Below are 17,609 nucleotides of genomic sequence, written 5' to 3'. Positions count from 1 at the left end.
TATTGGCGGCATCGCTATATACACTTCCCGACCAGCAACTTGAACTAATGTATCCCTAACGACAAGAGGTTGAGCGGATGTGGCCATGCCCGTCAAAGCAACAAGGAACGCAAGCATCGGCAAAGCAGTCATGTTTCATAATTTGATTTACAGTACAAACATATACAAAAAACATTATAAAACAATACAGACCAGTACAGAAGATTCGGTTAATAAACATATATAGCTGATAGTTAGCTATAAAAAATAAAAAACACACAGAAAGAATTTCCATGTGTTTACAATAAATACCAAAAAAACAGGAACAGAACAGTATAGTTCAGCTAAAGAGACGGTCTAATGATTAATTTGCTGGGATTCTTGATTTTCGCCACTTTGCCCTCCAAAATCAAATTAGCCGCTTCTTCCCCCATCTTGGAAAAATCCGTGCTTATCACGGTAATGCCTCCTTCAAGCACTTCTTTGACATAGAGGTCGTTATACGAAATCAGCCCGATATCCCGACCGAGCTTATACTTATGCTCGCGCACCAACTTAATGATATCTACATCGTCCCGATCATGCCGGTTTAGCGTAATGTAAACGTTCCCACGCCTGAACTGACTGCGCTCAATTTGATGGACAATCAGGTAGTCAAACTGATATTCTTCACAAAAACGCAAAAAACCATCTTTTACTAAGTTGCCGTAAAACGAATCCTCAGGCAAAACCAGCACAGCCCGCCGATATTTTTCCACACGCCCACGCACATCCTTCATCGCTGCATAGATATCACCTGCAAAATCTTGGTATACAGCAGAATAATCCCCATTCAAATTCTCGATATTGTAATCAAGTATTATTCTTTTCTCTGGAGGAATCAGATTAATGATTGGTGACACATCTTCTTTCATGATGGAGAGTATCACATAATGCGTGTAATTCCCCAAGTTTTCAAGCACGAGCCGTTCGAAAATCCGATAGCTGTAATTGTGAAAAAATACATCAATATGCGCATGATCCTTTAATCTATTGAAAAAAGAATGATATAGCTCCTCTTTGAAAACCGTCAATTTGTCCAATAAAAAGAAGACCCGGAATTGGTGATCAATGCTATTTTTCTTCACAAAAAAGCCCTTCCGGTAAACTGGTTCAATAATCCCTTTTTCCATTAGGTGATTCAGTGCCATCAGCACCGTGCTTTTACTGATATTGTGCTCGGCAGCCAACCGGTTGACCGACGGCAGCTGGTCATTGATGCGCAAATCTCCTTGCTTTATCTTATCCAATAATAGGTGAGCCAACTTCAGGTATTTCAGTTCGCTATTCACGGTACTAACTTCCGAATTCTTCATATAAGCTTTTTAATAGGCGTAACAAGGCGGCGACACGCGCACACTCCCGCCGTCCAAAAGTACGGCATTCTTGCTTCATAACAAAACAGAACAGTACAGTCGACAAATCGCATTGCTTATTGGATAATGGTGCCTCCCGTAGCCTCCATCCATTACCTGTTATGTCCATACCTATGTCTTCCAATTTTTGACTATTTTTGTCTATGTTGTCAAATCCATTGAAAAATGAATGCATTATTTAAAAAACTCAATTTCAAGAGTCAAAAATCCCTGCTTTCCATCAACCACCCTCCAAGTTTCCAAGTGGCGTTGAATGATATCGCCGCTGATACGCAGATAGTCACTGAAGTAGAACGGGCCGGAAGCATCTCTTTTGCGATTGTTTTCGTCACACAACAAAAAGAAATTGACAACATTATCACGCAGCTCGTCCCTAAGCTTGAAACTGACGCGGTACTGTGGTTCTGCTATCCAAAAGGCACTTCGAAACGGTATCAATGCGATTTCAACCGGGATACGGGCTGGAAAATACTGGGACAATATGACCTTGAACCCGTCCGCCAAGTGGCCATTGATGAAGATTGGAGCGCGATACGTTTTCGGCATGTCGATCACATCAAGCAAATCACCAGACGGGGCAGCATGGCGCTGACCGACAAAGCCAAGCAGCGAACCTCCAATAAGGCTTAAACGACCAGCTCATGGCCCATCTACCAGAACTCATACGGGATTTAGCCCTGATCTTGCTGGTCGGCGCGTTTGTTACCATCCTGTTCAAGCGCATCAGACAGCCTCTGGTGCTCGGCTATATTATCGCCGGATTTTTCGTTGGTCCGCATTTCCAGCTGATACCCTCCATTGTAGACACTGAAAATATCGAGACTTTTGCCGAACTGGGCGTGATTTTTTTACTGTTCAGTCTGGGGTTAGAATTCAGCTTCAAGAAACTACTGCGTGTCGGTGGCCATGCGTCTATAACCGCTGTCATCGAAATTGTTTTTGTAAGCTCACTGGGCTATTTTACCGGACAGCTGTTGGGATGGAGCCAAATGGACAGCCTATTCCTCGCGGGGATGCTGGCCAGTTCGTCAACGACCATTATCCTTCGGGCATTTGATGAGCTTGGCATCAAAACCATGCAGTTTGCGCGGGTCGTGTTCGGTGTGCTGGTTGTCGAAGACATTATTGTCATCCTGCTCATGGTTTTGCTTTCGACCGTAGCGGTGACCCAGCAATTCGAAGGGGGTGAAATCCTCTTTACTGTGTTCAAGCTCGGCTTTTTCCTCATGCTCTGGTTTCTATTGGGCATTTACCTGATCCCCTCCTTCCTGAAAAGGGCCCGGCAATGGATGGATGAGGAGACACTCCTTATTTTTTCCATTGGCTTATGCTTGGGTATGGTGATCTTGGCTACACGGGTTGGCTTTTCCGCAGAACTGGGAGCCTTTGTAATGGGGTCTATCCTCGCCGAGACCACCTTAGCCGAAAAGGTGGAGCATTTGACCAAACCAATAAAAGAATTGTTTGGCACGGTGTTTTTCGTGTCGGTGGGCATGATGATAGACCCAGCAGCGATGCTCCAGTATGCATTCCCGATAGTTGTGGTGACGATACTGACCATCGGTGGCAAGTTTTTGTTCAGTGCGCTGGGTGCGCTGCTGTCCGGTCAACCGCTGAAGCAGGCTGTGCAGGTAGGCATGAGTATGGCGCAGATTGGCGAATTTGCTTTCATTGTAGCGGCATTGGGCCTATCACTCGGCGTGATTTCGGAATTCCTGTTTCCTATTGCCGTAGGGGTATCTGCCATCACCACCTTCACCACCCCGTACATGATCAAATATTCCGAACCGTTCTATAATTGGCTTGCGCGCGTCCCCTTAGCTCATTGGAAAGACCGAATCGAACACTATGCCACGGGCACAGAAAAGCTTCGCGCTAATCCGGCTTGGAAAGTACTGTTTAAGGAATATATCCGCATCATTGTCATCAATAGCATCGTACTGATTGCTATACTGCTACTATTCAGGTATGCATTCCTCCCCTTCATCGAAGGAAAAATAGCCAGCGCTTTTGTGCAACATGCGGTCACCGTGGCAGCGGCCATGCTGCCGGCTGCGCCTTTCCTCTGGGCGGTCGTCTTCCAAAAGCCACGATGTGATGCTTACCAAGCCATGTGGATGGACACGGCGACCAATAAGGCTCCGCTAATGGCCATTGAAATCGTCCGGGTACTCATCGGGGTATTGTTGGTCGGATTGTTTATCGACCGGCTCACTTCTACACATGTGGCGCTCTGGATTACCCTTCCGGTCATTTTGCCGTTTATCTATTTATTTTCACGGCGGATACAGGTGTTGTATCAACGGATCGAGGCGCATTTCATCAGCAACTTGAACGAACGTGAAAACAGTCTTATCCAAGCCGATAATAGCGGACGGCTTAATCAAAAAAATGAAGAAGTGCAAAGCGGTTTGCAGGCATGGAACGCCCATATCGTGGAAATGGAGGTGCCCCCGCTGGCTACCTATGCGGGGAGGCATCTAAAAGACCTGGGATGGAAGGAAGCATACGGTATATTGGTGGTTTACATCAGGCGCGAAGAAAATATCATTCACCTGCCAGGGGGCGACCATCGCCTGCTTCCACAAGACCACGTTGGAATATTGGGTACGGATGAGCAAATGATGCACTTTAAAGCCGCATTTGAATCGCAGGAGGATATCCAGTATAACGATATGGCCATCGAAGACATCAGCCTTCATCAGGTAATGCTGCAAGCAACGCACCCGCTGGTCGGCAAAAGTATCGCTCGTTCGGGATTGCGTGAAGATACCGACGGCCAGGTGCAGGTTGTGGGCGTAGAACGCGACGGCATCCGTATGCTTAACCCTGAAGCTTCCTTGGTCTTCAAAGCCGGAGACATCATTTGGCTTGTCGGCAACCGAAAGCGAATACGGGAGGTGATCACTCATCCCGCAACGAATCCACCGGATTGGCCGCCGCCGCCCGAACCGCTTGCCAGCTCAATGTAACCAACGCGATGATGACTGCCATCAAGCCCGCCGCGGCAAACATCCACCATTCGACATCAATGCGGTACGCAAAATTTGCCAGCCAGCGGTTCATCGTCCACCATGCAATAGGCAAGGCGATGATAGCAGCAACCAACACCAGCTTGATGAAGTCCTGCGATAACATGCCCACAATATCGATCATCGATGCGCCCAACACTTTCCGGATGCCTATCTCTTTGGTACGCTGCTCAATAGAAAAAATAACCAATCCCAGCAGCCTGCTTGGTCTTATCCCCTATGCGGATCAAAATCACGCCAAAGTATTCGTATTCCTTCACATCCATGATGAGCGGCTTAATGGGCCTATCCCCGTGATTTGCTTTGCGCCAATTGACGCCAAATGGTTTTGAGTAAATTGCGTATCATAGCAGCAAAAAAGGAGCTTATGGCCGATGATCGCAAATTCAATCCTGTTCATATGCATTCAAAACCGTTCAACGTCCCTCATTGGAAATTCCGTCCTTTATGAAACACCTTGCCCACTATGCCGCCATCCTGGGGTGCGACAAGACCGCGCAGCCATCCATTCAGATTGATGCAGTGCTGTACAACGACGTGGATAACCTCACCCTCGACCTGCAATTTACCAGACACCAACAGCAGCTTGGACTGTAGGATTTCCCTCCGATATTTTTCGAACATCTTGCCCCACACGACAAGGTTGGCAAACCCTGTCTCGTCCTCCACCGTGACGAAGAGCACTCCTTTAGCGGTGCCAGGACGCTGCCGTACGGTCACCATCCCGCAAACCTTCACGGACATTCCGTCCTTCATCGTGGGTAATGTTCCTGTCGGAGTGACGTGGAGCATATCCAGTTTTTCCCGGAGGAAACTGACAGGATGGGCCTTGATGGACAGCGATGTGCTGGCATAGTCCTGCACCACATGCTCGCCGGGTGTCATCAGCGGAAGTTCAACCTGACCCTCCGAGGCGCATTCGGAGGGTTGGCCTTTGAACAGGGCTATCGGCCGGTCCCGCAAGGCAGACACCTCCCATAATGCCTTCCTTCTATCAAGGCCCATCGAGCGGAAAGCGTCTGCGTCGGCCAGCCGTTCCATGGCGGATATCGGCACCCCGGCGTTCACCAACGCGGCGACGAATGGATAACCGCTACCCCGTGCTTTGACCAAGACCTCCATGTCCTCCGCTGCCAGCCCCTTCACCTGCCGGAAGCCGAGGCGCAATGCATGATAGCACTTGCCGAACACCCCCTCCAACGTGTGGTCCCAATGAGAATGATTCACGTCTACAGGCAAGACCGTTATCCCATGTTTTCGAGCGTCAATGACAAGCTGGGCGGGTTGGTAAAAGCCCATCGGCTGGCTGTTGAGCAAAGATGCAGCGAAGATATCGGGGTAATAATATTTCAGCCAGGAGGAGATATACACCAGCTGGGCAAATGAAGCGGCATGACTTTCGGGGAAGCCGTAGCTGCCGAAGCCTTCCAACTGCCTGAATACCCGCATGGCAAACTCCTCCGAATAGCCCTTTTTGACCATACCAGCTACCATTTTTGCACGGAAGCGGCTGACCTCCCCCTTAGCCTTGAAAGTGGCCATACTCCGGCGAAGTTCGTCAGCTTCGGCGGGGGTAAAATCGGCGGCAACAATGGCAATCTCCATTGCCTGTTCCTGAAAAAGCGGAACACCCAATGTCTTTTCCAAGATATGCCGGATTTCCTCAGAGGGGTAATCCTCCTGTTCTTCGCCCCTACGCCGCCGCAGGTAGGGGTGCACCATGTCGCCCTGTATCGGGCCAGGCCTGACAATGGCCACTTCGATGACCAGATCATAAAACTTCCTGGGTTGTAGCCGGGGAAGCATGGACATTTGTGCACGGCTTTCAATCTGGAATACACCAAGCGTATCAGCGTGGCTAATCATTTCGTATACTTTCGGATCATCCCCCGGTACTCCGGCGAGCGTCAAATCACGCCCATAGTGCCGCTTGGCAAGATCAAACGCTTTCCTGATGCAGGTAAGCATGCCAAGGCCCAGCACATCCACCTTCAGGAATCCCATTGCTTCCAAATCGTCCTTATTCCACTCCAAGTTTGTCCGGTCTTTCATCCGGGCATTGATAATGGGGCATAGTTCGTGCAGTTTGCCCTGTGTGATAACAAATCCACCGGTATGTTGCCCCAATTGTCGGGGAAACCCGATATACTGGTCGGTTAGTTCCAATACTTTTCGCAGATGTGGATCACCGGGGTTGAAGCCTTGACTGGCCAGCAACGGCATATCAATATGATCATCCCAATGGCTGCCAATGGCTCCAGATAAGCGGGCCACCGCATCCAACGAAAGCCCCATCGCTTTACCCACGTCACGAATTGCGCCCTTTGAGCGCACCTGTGTGACCGTGGCCACAATGGCGGCCCGATCACGTCCGTACTTGCTGTAAATGTATTGAATCACTTCTTCGCGCCTTTCGTGCTCGAAGTCAACATCGATATCTGGAGGTTCATCCCGAGCATCTGACATAAATCGGGCAAATAATAACCGGAATTTCGCTGGATTTACGGAAGTGATGCCCAAGCAGTAGCAGACCGTGGAATTGGCCGCGGAGCCGCGCCCCTGGCATAGGATGCCGCGATTGCGTGCAAATTGTACATAATCATGTACGGTAAGAAAATAAGAAGCATAGTTCTTTTTTTCGATGAATGCCAATTCATGGTTGATGGCCGCTTTGACCGGCTCAGGGATATCCGTGCCGAATTGCCGCTCAGCCCCCTGCCAGGTGAGCATAACAAGCTCCTCCTGCGGCGTACGGCCTTCGTTGGTCAGCTCCTCAGGATACACATATGTCAGTTCATCCAATGAAAAATGACAGGATTCAGCAACCGCTCCTGCATTGCGGATGGCATCTGGGTACTGGCGAAACAATCGCTCCATTTCATCCATTGGCTTAAGATATCGCTCCGAATTCGGATGCAGCCGGAAGCCAGCTGTCTGAATGGTACATTTCTCCCGGATACAGGTGAGTACATCCTGCAATTCGCGGCGTTCGGGTACATGGTAGTGCACATCGTTCAGGGCCACCATGGGCATATCCAGCCGCTGGCACAGTTGATGGATGCGAAACAGTCGCTTAGCGTCATCACCTGTATAAGTACGTATGGCACCAAGGGAGAAGTGGCTACTTAGCGCTTCGCGGTATTCCGTGATGTGCCGCACGTAATCGGGTTCCAGTTCAAAGGTATCCGTCAGCTTATTAGGCGGCACTGCGACAAATTCCATTCCTTTAGCGTATTCGTACACATCGGCTTTGTACAGGTGGCATTGTCCTTTTTCTGCTCTGCGGTTGCCTACGGTAAGCAGGGAAGAAAGCCGTCCATAAGCTTCCCTATCCGTGGGATAGGCCAGCAGGCTCGGGCCATCCAGCAAGTCAAGGCGGCAAGCCGGGATGAGACGCATGTTGTGCTTCTTGGCAGCGATATGTGCCCGCACAAGGCCAGCGAAGCTGTTGCGGTCGGTCACCGCCAGGGTATTGTAACCCAATGCCGCTGCGCGTTCCACCAGCTCTTCGGGATGTGAGGCTCCGCGGAGAAAGCTGAAATTGGTGGTTATCTGCAGTTCTACATAGCCCATAATCCGTCAAGCAAAAAAACCATGCAAAAACCATTGGCGTGAGTTGCCGTCGTCATAATGCCCAGCACGGAACAGCCAGTACCTGCGACCTTTGTCGTCTTCTACATCATAGTAGTCCCGGTGCTCACCGGTATCCATCCACCATTCCCGTTCAATGCGCTCAGGCCCATCCGCTTTTTTGATAGCGTGTACTTCCCCCTTGTGGCGGAACAACATCGGCGGATAATCCGGTATCGGAGCCGTCACTTCGATAGGTTCGGGTCTTGTCAGCAGGCGGGTGGGCCTTGGCCTGTCGGTATTCCATGCCGTGGAGGGTTGTTCCGCAATGGAGGACGCCTCCCTGATAGACCGATCCGGCCAGTAATGTTCGTCTGGCAGATACCGGTAAATGGCACGGGTACCTTCCTTACCTTTCAGCCTGTCGATCAGCTCAGCCAGCGATGTCTCCTCCAATCCGGGGGAGCTGCTCCAAAGCGCCTCCTGCACCGGGTCGGTATCCTCCACCTTAGGCACTTCCAATATGAATAATTCGATGCCCAATGCCGGTTCGATCTTGGGTATTTTCAGCTTAAACAACCTCAGGAGATGCGGTATATTGGCCGTTGCCCTGCTTGTACCAATGGCCACCTGTGCAATTTTGCCGTCAATGCGGCAGCATTTCAGGATGGCTGTTCGCAGGCCCCTACCCTCACCCGATAAGCGTTTGCAAAGTGATTCCAATAACTTCTTAATCGCAATCTCAATACCGATGGCTGTACAAATAGGTTCCAGACAATGCAACCGTTCCTCGTATGGCGGTATGGGTCGCAACGGCACGATATGCTCATCTTCCTGCCCCAATGCCTGTCGCAATCTTGACAGGATCCTATCGCCAAAACGCCTGCGTAGCACAGAGGGTGGCATGTGCAGAAAGCTGCCGATGGTACGCAAACCGAGTTTTTGCAGGCGATCCACCGTCTCCGGTTCCAGCCGGAGCGCGGCCGGAGGCAACGGCATGAGTGTACCGATTTCGGATCCATTGGCGATGATTGGCGTTGCCTTGCCAAAGCGTGCCATTGCCCATGCCGTACCGATGGTACCTGCAATAGCTATTCGCGTATGGAAGCCCCTTGAGCGCAACCTGGATACGATGAGTGCAAGGTAGTCCCGCTCACCACCCCATAAGTGAGCACATCCACTAATATCAAGGATTAGCCCATCGGGTGGGTCCACTGCCACTACAGGCGTATAGCGTATACACCATAGGCCAAGTGCCTTTAACAGCCTTGAAGCCAATTGAGGTTGGCTGTCGATGACTATCAGGCTGGGCAGGAACGCTTTGGCATCGGCCACGACCATTCCTCGTGTCACGCCCTGTGCTTCGGCTATGGCATTCGCTTCTGTGATGACCATGCGGCCGTGCAAAGGCTCAGCCAACACAAACGGTATTTCACGCAGTTCGGGCCGGCGGATAGCGTGCCTGTCTGTCCTTAGGTATTTGAACCAAATCGATGCATACCGCTTTTCCATTCAACTATCAGCTTATTTTCTGCAATTGCAAGGCTTTATTCTGGCGGATGGATGGCATGACCGGCACAAAGCATCCCCGGGACCATTCCATCTTCCAGCACCCCGGGTTACCATTACGTACCTTCAGCAATTCCACCTGCCATCGGGGAGGCCCTACACCGGGCATCCCTTCCTCCAATGCACTTGGCAATGGCCTAATCCGCCAACGGGCCGTGCAGGCCGTAGACCCGATATTGCGGGGATTGCTGCGCAGCACCAATCCGGTACCGCTACTCTTTTCGACCGCCAATTGCAGACGGCGCGATTGGATAAAATCCATATCCTGTAATTCGGCTACCACGGCGGCCAGCCCATTACATTTGAGCGATTCTTCCATGGCCCACAAAACATCACGCTCCCGTTGCACGTCGACGAAGATGATGCGGTCCGGCCGTACCCCAAATGCCCCCATAGCAGGCGGGAAAAGTATCCTTGATGTGCTAATCCATAAGCAGGTCTTGTTTCCTTCAGTTAGACGGGACAATAGCCCCCCCATGAAACCACTGGTTGCCGCGTCTTCTTCCCGCCCCCCACTAATGAACTCATGAACGCCGTAAGGCGGGAAAACGGCATTGGGGAAAGCGTCCTCTACCGGCCCAAGGCCTATCCTTGCAGCATGGCTTTCGGGGCGGACAAATCCCTGCCAGCGCAGCATATCCTGTTTTAGCCGGTTCACCTTTTCCTGTTTGCTTTCCTTCATCGTTGCCATGCCTTGTGGACTGCGACAACAAATATAGTAATACTAATAATATTAGCAAACAATTTCTTTAAAAGGTGCTGCTCCAACAGCATGCAAAGGGGGTTAATCTCGTCGATCCGATCGCACAGCTCCCTTTTCATCAAGAACCAATTCGCGTTCACGTCCGTCAGCGGTCTTAATTTCTACCTCATAAGTGATTTGGCCTTTCCTATCGATGTGTTTCATGTCTTTCAGGCTGCAGCCGGGATATTTGCGCCGAATAGCATCCTTGACCATTAGCGGCAACTGGTCTGCTCCGATTTCCCGATCATGATATACTTTCATACCATCCCGATCATAATGCACTTTGTGTTCCCACGGACCTATTTCAAATTCGACCTCGTATAAACCTGGTTTACGTTCCCATTCCACATCGCGCGCGTTGCGAAACTCCGTCTCAAAGCGGTTTAGGATGATCGACGGAACCTGGCTCCGCTTTATTTCCTGGGCTCCGGCCCATGTATACGAGCAGAGCAACAATCCTACGGTCAGTATCAGCCATCTTTTCCTTACACTCATCTTCTTTAAGATTACATTAACCATTTTGTTAAACAAGTTTGACGTTGATCATTACGGTTCAACAATCAGCCTGGTCATCAGTTGGGGGCTCTCCCTGTGGTGGCCGGTCGGCACGCCAGTCACGAGCCCGAGGGCTACATGGTGGCTCAATGAAACTTTGACCTGTGGATGCAGCATGGTTTCCCAGCCGTGCTGTGTCCACTCCTGGTTAACCTCCATGCCTACGAAATGATTACCTTCTACCATATAATGAAGGCTATAATTCAACTGGTAAGCAAATTGCCGTTGCCCCGGCTCAGCCGAAAACACCCATTCCGGACCGGTATAAAGCAATGTATGGACATGCCTGCCCCAGCGCTTTGCTGCGATAAAAATAGGGTTTTCTGAATTGGCATAAAAGAAGTCTTTACCATGCCGCACTGAATAGGGTGAGTGGAAGCGAAATTCATGGATAAAGGCTATCGCCATCGAGACCTGCGCCCTCCTGGCTACCAAAAAGGTGTACTGTCCGGCTAGTTTTAATCCTTCTACTTTACTATGGGGAATTGATGAAAGATCTGTCATTGCGCCCGAATGACGATATAATGAAAAAGGCATCTCGACTTCCAGCCCCAAGCGATCAGCCACCGCAAATTCGTACTCGGCAAATCCCTGCATGGCGGAATAATCGCCCATTTCCTGATAACTCATCCCTACGTTGATTTCTTTTTCGCCACGGTGCGCCCCTAAATCCCGCATTAGGTCGACGTATAAGGGTTCTGCATGTTTGATTTTATAAGGCTTTTCCATGACCTGTGCGGACGCTGCAATCGGCAGCCCCGCGATGCATAAGCGGTATAACAATTGTTTCATGCCACAAGGCTACGACAGCATGTTGAAATCATGTTGGATTTTTATCCGCTTACCTTGAAAACATGTTGCCCATCCTGGTATGAATAGGTGATTGTCAGGTGGTATAGCCGGCAAATGGCGCTTACAATTGCCAGCCCCAAGCCGGAGGATTGGTTACTGGCATCCCCTTTATGGAAGCGCTCAAATATCAACCGCTGATCCAGCGCATTTGAAAGGCCGCTGTTGCGCACTTCCAGCATTCCGGGGCCGACCGTCAAGTTTATGCTCCCCCCAGGATAATTATGGGAAATGGCATTCTTCAGTAAATTGGTTATCAACAGGGTGGCTAAATCGCTATTGATGGTGGTCTGCCAGCCCCCCTTGCGGTGGAATGCAAGCGTTATGCGACGTTGCTTAGCAAGAACCTCCAACTCGCTCACCAGCCCTTCGGTAAGCACATCAAATGGATAAGGAACACTATCGGCAAATTGGTGGTTTTCAATCTTGATGAGCATCAGCAGCGACTTATTCAATCGTGTAAGACGACGCAGCATCTCGCTCACTTGTATGATTGCCTTGGCGATGGGAGTCGTCATGTCGTGCCTTTCCAACAAAAGCTCAAGTTTGTTTAAACTCACGGCGAGTGGCGTCTGCAGTTCGTGGGCCACGTTGGCGGTAAACTCTTCCTGGCTGCGGTAGGTTTCTTCGGTTCGCTGAACCAGTTGGCTTACGGCTTCATTCAGTTTGTTAAATTCGGTCACCCCGGTGGCTGGCAGGTCTAAGTGTTGATTTTGGCCGATTTGAAAGCGGCTTACCTGGCTCACCAACTGATAAAATGGGTTCCAGACCCGTTGGAGAATTACGTTGTTCAGTAGTAGAATACTGATCAGTAACGCAAGATAAAGTCCCACAACGGATAGGGCCAGAGACGACATGAGATCGTCAATCTCGTCTGTAGCCAGTGATGTGGTCAGTAGGTAATAACTGCCGTTTAGTTCGAATGCGGTATAGAGCACACGTGCGGGGACCTGTCCATCGCCTTGCGGCATGGCCATATAACCATTTTCGTAAGTGTCACTGACCGCAAACGCTTCTTCACGAGTGGCCTTGTGGATCTCAAAAGACTTCCCCCAAAAGCCATGTCGGATCAACACCGTAGAATCCCGGTGAGCCTCTTCGATAATATCCAGTTTATAATTATTGAGGTTGCGGTCAAGATCGGCATTAATCTGACTACGGAGATATAGAAAAAAGAGGCACCCCCATAGCCCGACGACAAACAACAAGGCCAAAGCCAAGTAGCCCAACGTATGGTTCAATAACTTCATAGCGCTTCTAACCGGTATCCCATACCGTATATGGGCTGAATTTTGACCTTAGCGCCACCATCCCGCAATTTTTTCCGGAGATTTTTGATTTGCGAATAGATAAAGTCAAAGTCATCCGCATCTTCCATATAATCTCCCCATACTTTTTCTGCGATGGATGGTTTACTGACAATCCGGTTTTTGTTCAACATGAAATAAACCAGTATATCAAATTCTTTACGGTTCAAGGCCAACGGGATGGCATCTACAGCGGCGTAAAAATTATCCATATCCACATGTATATTTTGGAAAGCAAGCGTATTTTTCCGGCCGAAAGACCGCCTACGCAAGAGCGATTTGACGCGGGCATTTAACTCGGCCAAGTGGAAGGGCTTGGTCAGGTAGTCATCGGCACCGAGGTCTAGGCCGGTAAGCTTGTCATTCAGGGAGTCTTTGGCCGAAATGATAATAACATTATTGCCTTTTTCAATGCTTCGTAAGTGCCGTAAGATGTCCAAGCCACTACCCTTGGGTAGCATGATGTCCAGCAGGATACAGTCGTAGTCAAAAAAACTTACTTTATTGATGGCTTCGTCAAAAGTGTTGGCCGTCTCGACATGGAAATTTTCTTTCTCCAATGACTCCCGGATGGTCTCCTGTAATGGCCATTCATCCTCGATGACCAAGATGTTCATAATACCTCCTTTTTTGTGGGAAAGCAATTTCGTGCAAGATACTGAAATGAAGTTGGAATCGGTGATTGCCTACATCGCAGGCGGCCACCCATGATTTGAAATCGATCAGATTTAGTGGTGATGACAATTCTTTTGGGTAGCTTCGCCCGAAAAATTACGATACAGTTGAAAAGTCCCCTTCATCGGTTTGCATATTTCTCGGCAGGCGTGGTATTTGCTATCCTATGGGCTTCAGCTTCGGCAGCTACCAAAATAGGGCTCCAATCGGCCCAGCCTTTTGTCATTGCTATTGCCCGGTTTGCCATCGCTTCAGCCATCATGCTCGGCATTGCCCATCTAGTGATGCGCCAGCCACTGCCTTCGGGCAAAACGCATTGGCAGCAACTGTTCATTTACGGATTGTTCAATGTAAGCCTATATCTTGGCCTGTACGTGTTGGCCATGGAAGAGGTATCAGCAGGCTTGGGGACGCTATTTGTCGCAACTAATCCGGTACTTATCATGCTCATCAACACGCTATGGTATCGACAACCGGTCAGTCTGTCTAGCATACTCAGCTTCGTCCTGTGCATCGCGGGAATGTTGCTGGCCGCATATCCGCTCTTTGAAACCAGCTATGCCACCTGGCTGGGTATCGGCATCCTTTTCCTAAGCATGCTTGCTTATTCGGTAGGAGCCATTTATTTTGCCCGACGAAAATGGGATGGCCTCCATATTCTCACAATTAACGGTTGGCAGACGCTTATCGGCGGTGTATGCCTACTCCCATGCTTGTTTTTATCTTTTGAGTATTCGGCCAACACCTTCGATGTACGCTGGTGGAGTGCCGTACTCTGGCTGGCCATACCGGTATCGGTATTTGCTGTACTGATCTGGCTGTACCTGTTGCGCGACAACCCCATCAAAGCCTCAGCATGGCTCTTCCTCTGCCCGATTGCGGGGTTTGCCATTGCCGCCATCCTGATGAAAGAACCGCTATCCTGGCACACACTCGGTGGTGTTCTCCTTGTCATTGCGGGGTTATATCTGGTACAACGGATGAGGCGACCAGGACGAAAACGTCAATAATAGACAACAGATAAAGATGCAGTCAAGGGACAATCGTCATTTGTCCCTGGCTGTATCCATTATTTCCTTGAAATTCATCAACGGCGAATAAGGGACGGCGGCCATGCGGATATCCTGTATCTCCCCGACCAATTGACCATGCAGCCTGCTTGTTTCCTGCTTGATGCGCGCCCATTCTTCATCAGCCATGAATTTATCCCAGCTCGCTTGGAGCACCTGCACATCCGGCCACTCCAGTAAATATACAAAAGCAAGCTTGCCATTGGTGTTGGTCTCCCACATGGCTATGATGTGAAAATCATACTGCTTCATTATCCGCTGTGCATGGTCGTTGAAACGCTGATGGAAAGCGTCTTTATTATGCTCAAAAATTTCATAGATTCGTAACTGATGTACAGGATTGCCTTTGACCTGTTGACGCTGCTGGGCATGGCCGACAAGGGCCGAGAACAACAGCAAAAAAAGTAACGCTTTCATAAAATCCATTGTTAAGAAAGGGGTAATTTTACTTCTGCCGACTAAAGATAAAAATATTTATTCCATCTTTTTATAATATTGCTTTTTAAGCCGTAATAGTGGATTATATTCTTTACCTTTATAGCATTGAAAAAATGCCCAGACCCAACCATGTTCATCGGCGCAGTGAAATGGTTTGACAACAAAAAAGGATTCGGTATCATCGCATTACCGTCGGGAGAAGAGCTATTCCTGCATATCCGGGGTTTTGTTAGCCCACCCCAGGGAGAGATAAAGAGCAGCACCGTAATTTTTGGCCATAAAAAAATAAACGCAAAGCGGGACGGCTATACGACAGCAAAATGCCGTATCCTTGACCATCAGGAGGATTGGAAGGCAGCCACATTGTTGTTGTTGGGAACGAACGACATGATACAGCTTCCGGATAGACGAAAAAAAGAACACAAGCATAGCCTGATGAAACTGGCTGTCAAGCAGCTCCTGCAGGGAAAAAATGAGGATTTTGCATTCGCTATGCTAACGTCTAATTTTGACAGCAGCTTTGACCCATCCGTATTTATCCCATACGCCATGTTCTTGGAAAAGACTATCCCCCAGGTGCTGGAAAAAACATCCGCCGCGCGCTTACTTGTCCGCATTTTCCAGCACTTCGGGACTTGCATCACCCATGAGATCCTTTTCAGGGTATGGAAAGCGGGCAAATTCCGATACCTGGGTTATGACAAACAGGGAGATTATGAAATACCGGAGGAAGTGCTGAACCTGAATGCGACGGAAATTGGTTATGACGAACTGCGACGGATCAGTGCTTACAGCTTTGGCACCACATTCTGTGCTGAGTTTGTAAATGCATTGTTTGACGGCATCGAAACCATGGAACGAAGTGAAATCGACGCATTGATACCTTACCTTGACTTTTTAGAAAATGGCGACAGGGAATACTGGAAAGCCATTGTCGACACGTAAGCCACAACTTGCCACCGATGCGGGGCTTTCCTTCGGCCAAACAAAATGGCTTATTGGTTGTATTATTCATAGAGGAAACTAATTTATTGATTTGTTTACTTAACCTTTGAAGACATGAGCACCAATAAGACAGGAAAACCGGTCGAAAAAAACACCTAGAACGAGAATACCGACAAGAAAAAACCGGAAGAAAATACCGAATTTACGCCAAAACGCTTTTCGGTCAGGGGGCTGAGAAAACACACTGAGCCGAAGACCAGCCGAAACCCGAAAGGCATACGTTAAGCCGAGGGTCGTTGTCGGCAGCAGGCAGCATCTTTTCCGCTGATGCAACCACATATCGTTTAGGTCCGCCGACTAATTCCGTCGCATCAATCAATGCCGTTCTTTTCGGACGTTGTAATCAAGGAAGCCACCCTTAGCCGGGCCTTGTATTTTCCGCATATAGCGATGGTAGCGGGTCGGACTGCCAGTAAGCTTTGGTGTCCGCATCCATGATAGTCAATCTGCCCGAGTGGCCTGCTCCGGTATCGAGATTCCAGATATTGAATGCATTCAATGGTTCGTCTGTCCCCCAATTGATGGTCGGCGTGTGGCCAAGAAAAACTTCCGAGAAGTCCGGCACGGGCGCAAACGAACGCAACTTTTCGTCTCCTGCCATCAGTAGCTTATGCCGGTAAGCATTTTCCCATAGGGTTCTGTCCCAGTAGAATTCCTGCGGGCGTTGCTGGCTCAGGGGTATGCCCGACAAGAAGCCGCCATGCACAAAACAGCGGTTTTTCCCATCGACGTGGTACAGTTGCTGCCTCATAAAGAATTGCCGGTGGGCCGCCGGAATATCCGAGGAAGCGAGCGATGTTTTATAGCCGCTGCGTGTCGCGCGGAACATATCCGGCTTCCCTGCGTGACGGAGATAAGATTTCAGCGTGCCCAATCCGCCCAGGTTCCAGTATTGCGGATGGAAATCCGTCGAAATAAACTCATTGAACCAATCATCGTGATTCCCCTTGATGGCGATCAGGTTTTTTATTTTCATCAACATATCGACGCACTCAAATACATCGGGATATCCATCCGTAATATCGCCCAGCTGGATAAGCTTATCATTATCCGGGTCAAACCCTGACCGCTCAATGCTGGATATAACGTCGATGCTGACCCCCGTAACGGGCATACTGACCCCCTCCGATAGGTCCTGGGTTGAGTGTTTCCCAATGACCTGACAATTTTACTTCTTTTTTCTCATACTTTCACCTTTCAATTCAATCCTGTGCGATGAGTGAACCACACGGTCCAGCACAGCGTCGGCAATGGTGTCGTCACCGAACACGTCGTACCAGTTTGCCACGGGCAGCTGTGATGCGATGATGGTTGAAGCTTTGGCGTGTCGGTCCTCCATGATCTCCATCAAGTCCAGCCGTTGCTGCTGGTCCAGATGGACCAGCCCGAAGTCATCCAGG

The 17,609-nt window shown here is 49.5% G+C and carries 16 protein-coding genes; 4 read left to right on the top strand and 12 right to left on the bottom strand.

The window, feature by feature from the left end; genetic code table 11:
- Nucleotides 1–323: 323 nt before the first annotated feature.
- Nucleotides 324–1,334, bottom strand: a complete 1,011-nt coding sequence (locus B5X72_RS19870; RefSeq protein WP_079718687.1) for a GntR family transcriptional regulator — start codon at nucleotides 1,332–1,334, stop codon at nucleotides 324–326.
- 225 nt (nucleotides 1,335–1,559) lie between these two features.
- On the opposite strand from B5X72_RS19870, the gene B5X72_RS19865 reads away from it, so the two are divergent.
- Complete coding sequence (locus B5X72_RS19865) at nucleotides 1,560–2,024, top strand: hypothetical protein (RefSeq protein WP_079718686.1); 465 nt, start codon at nucleotides 1,560–1,562, stop codon at nucleotides 2,022–2,024.
- An 11-nt stretch (nucleotides 2,025–2,035) separates the two neighbouring features.
- Nucleotides 2,036–4,366, top strand: a complete 2,331-nt coding sequence (locus B5X72_RS19860) for a cation:proton antiporter (RefSeq protein ID WP_079718685.1) — start codon at nucleotides 2,036–2,038, stop codon at nucleotides 4,364–4,366.
- On the opposite strand, the gene B5X72_RS19855 is transcribed toward B5X72_RS19860, so the two are convergent.
- The 8 genes from B5X72_RS19855 to B5X72_RS19820 form a co-directional block, all read right to left on the bottom strand.
- Nucleotides 4,299–4,616: an ABC transporter permease gene (locus tag B5X72_RS19855; RefSeq protein ID WP_245827042.1), complete on the bottom strand. Its 318-nt coding sequence runs from the start codon at nucleotides 4,614–4,616 to the stop codon at nucleotides 4,299–4,301. The two genes, B5X72_RS19860 and B5X72_RS19855, sit on opposite strands and share 68 nt — an antisense overlap.
- 236 nt (nucleotides 4,617–4,852) lie before the next feature.
- The gene (locus B5X72_RS19850; protein ID WP_079718683.1) at nucleotides 4,853–7,999 is read right to left on the bottom strand and encodes an error-prone DNA polymerase; all 3,147 of its coding nucleotides are present in this window, start codon (nucleotides 7,997–7,999) and stop codon (nucleotides 4,853–4,855) included.
- Between the two features lie 6 nt (nucleotides 8,000–8,005).
- A complete protein-coding gene (locus B5X72_RS19845) occupies nucleotides 8,006–9,508 on the bottom strand; it encodes a Y-family DNA polymerase (RefSeq protein ID WP_079718682.1) in 1,503 nt (500 codons plus the stop codon).
- A gap of 7 nt (nucleotides 9,509–9,515) precedes the next feature.
- Entirely contained in the window at nucleotides 9,516–10,247 is a 732-nt protein-coding gene (locus tag B5X72_RS19840) for an ImuA family protein (protein WP_079718681.1), read from the bottom strand.
- Nucleotides 10,248–10,349: 102 nt separating this feature from the next.
- Entirely contained in the window at nucleotides 10,350–10,805 is a 456-nt protein-coding gene (locus tag B5X72_RS19835; protein ID WP_176146277.1) for a PepSY domain-containing protein, read from the bottom strand.
- 51 nt (nucleotides 10,806–10,856) lie between these two features.
- Nucleotides 10,857–11,657, bottom strand: coding sequence for an HAEPLYID family protein (locus B5X72_RS19830; RefSeq protein WP_079718679.1), 801 nt, complete (start codon nucleotides 11,655–11,657; stop codon nucleotides 10,857–10,859).
- A 41-nt stretch (nucleotides 11,658–11,698) separates the two neighbouring features.
- Complete coding sequence (locus tag B5X72_RS19825) at nucleotides 11,699–12,964, bottom strand: sensor histidine kinase (protein WP_079718678.1); 1,266 nt, start codon at nucleotides 12,962–12,964, stop codon at nucleotides 11,699–11,701.
- A complete protein-coding gene (locus B5X72_RS19820; protein ID WP_079718677.1) occupies nucleotides 12,961–13,638 on the bottom strand; it encodes a response regulator transcription factor in 678 nt (225 codons plus the stop codon). The genes B5X72_RS19825 and B5X72_RS19820 overlap by 4 nt, the downstream gene beginning before the upstream one ends.
- Before the next feature lie 165 nt (nucleotides 13,639–13,803).
- On the opposite strand from B5X72_RS19820, the gene B5X72_RS19815 reads away from it, so the two are divergent.
- Nucleotides 13,804–14,706 carry a DMT family transporter gene (locus B5X72_RS19815; protein ID WP_245827040.1) on the top strand — a complete coding sequence of 301 codons (903 nt, stop codon included), beginning with the start codon at nucleotides 13,804–13,806 and terminating at the stop codon, nucleotides 14,704–14,706.
- 36 nt (nucleotides 14,707–14,742) lie between these two features.
- On the opposite strand, the gene B5X72_RS19810 is transcribed toward B5X72_RS19815, so the two are convergent.
- A complete protein-coding gene (locus B5X72_RS19810; RefSeq protein ID WP_079718702.1) occupies nucleotides 14,743–15,183 on the bottom strand; it encodes an NIPSNAP family protein in 441 nt (146 codons plus the stop codon).
- 150 nt (nucleotides 15,184–15,333) lie between these two features.
- Here B5X72_RS19810 and B5X72_RS19805 point away from each other — a divergent pair, with 150 nt between their 5' ends.
- Nucleotides 15,334–16,149 carry a cold-shock protein gene (locus tag B5X72_RS19805; protein WP_079718675.1) on the top strand — a complete coding sequence of 272 codons (816 nt, stop codon included), beginning with the start codon at nucleotides 15,334–15,336 and terminating at the stop codon, nucleotides 16,147–16,149.
- A 418-nt stretch (nucleotides 16,150–16,567) separates the two neighbouring features.
- Here B5X72_RS19805 and B5X72_RS19800 read toward each other — a convergent pair whose 3' ends face one another.
- Nucleotides 16,568–17,323 (bottom strand): metallophosphoesterase, encoded by a 756-nt coding sequence (locus B5X72_RS19800; protein WP_079718674.1) that lies wholly within the window; start codon nucleotides 17,321–17,323, stop codon nucleotides 16,568–16,570.
- Between the two features lie 54 nt (nucleotides 17,324–17,377).
- Nucleotides 17,378–17,609 (bottom strand): ATP-binding protein (locus tag B5X72_RS19795; RefSeq protein ID WP_176146276.1); only part of this gene is annotated, 232 nt, incomplete at its 5' end.

It is taken from the genome of Parapedobacter luteus (assembly GCF_900168055.1).
Taxonomy (GTDB): Bacteria; Bacteroidota; Bacteroidia; order Sphingobacteriales; family Sphingobacteriaceae; genus Parapedobacter; species Parapedobacter luteus.
This window is presented reverse-complemented; position numbering and strand designations above follow the sequence as displayed.

Bases quoted from the DNA above. Each gene is read 5' to 3' on its own strand.
- B5X72_RS19800 (WP_079718674.1), bottom strand. From the start codon at position 17,323: ATGCCCGTTACGGGGGTCAGCATCGACGTTATATCCAGCATTGAGCGG.
- B5X72_RS19840 (WP_079718681.1), bottom strand. From the start codon at position 10,247: ATGAAGGAAAGCAAACAGGAAAAGGTGAACCGGCTAAAACAGGATATG.
- B5X72_RS19860 (WP_079718685.1), top strand. From the start codon at position 2,036: ATGGCCCATCTACCAGAACTCATACGGGATTTAGCCCTGATCTTGCTG.
- B5X72_RS19835 (WP_176146277.1), bottom strand. From the start codon at position 10,805: ATGAGTGTAAGGAAAAGATGGCTGATACTGACCGTAGGATTGTTGCTC.
- B5X72_RS19830 (WP_079718679.1), bottom strand. From the start codon at position 11,657: ATGAAACAATTGTTATACCGCTTATGCATCGCGGGGCTGCCGATTGCA.
- B5X72_RS19865 (WP_079718686.1), top strand. From the start codon at position 1,560: ATGAATGCATTATTTAAAAAACTCAATTTCAAGAGTCAAAAATCCCTG.
- B5X72_RS19845 (WP_079718682.1), bottom strand. From the start codon at position 9,508: ATGGAAAAGCGGTATGCATCGATTTGGTTCAAATACCTAAGGACAGAC.
- B5X72_RS19805 (WP_079718675.1), top strand. From the start codon at position 15,334: ATGTTCATCGGCGCAGTGAAATGGTTTGACAACAAAAAAGGATTCGGT.
- B5X72_RS19810 (WP_079718702.1), bottom strand. From the start codon at position 15,183: ATGAAAGCGTTACTTTTTTTGCTGTTGTTCTCGGCCCTTGTCGGCCAT.
- B5X72_RS19870 (WP_079718687.1), bottom strand. From the start codon at position 1,334: ATGAAGAATTCGGAAGTTAGTACCGTGAATAGCGAACTGAAATACCTG.
- B5X72_RS19850 (WP_079718683.1), bottom strand. From the start codon at position 7,999: ATGGGCTATGTAGAACTGCAGATAACCACCAATTTCAGCTTTCTCCGC.
- B5X72_RS19825 (WP_079718678.1), bottom strand. From the start codon at position 12,964: ATGAAGTTATTGAACCATACGTTGGGCTACTTGGCTTTGGCCTTGTTG.
- B5X72_RS19820 (WP_079718677.1), bottom strand. From the start codon at position 13,638: ATGAACATCTTGGTCATCGAGGATGAATGGCCATTACAGGAGACCATC.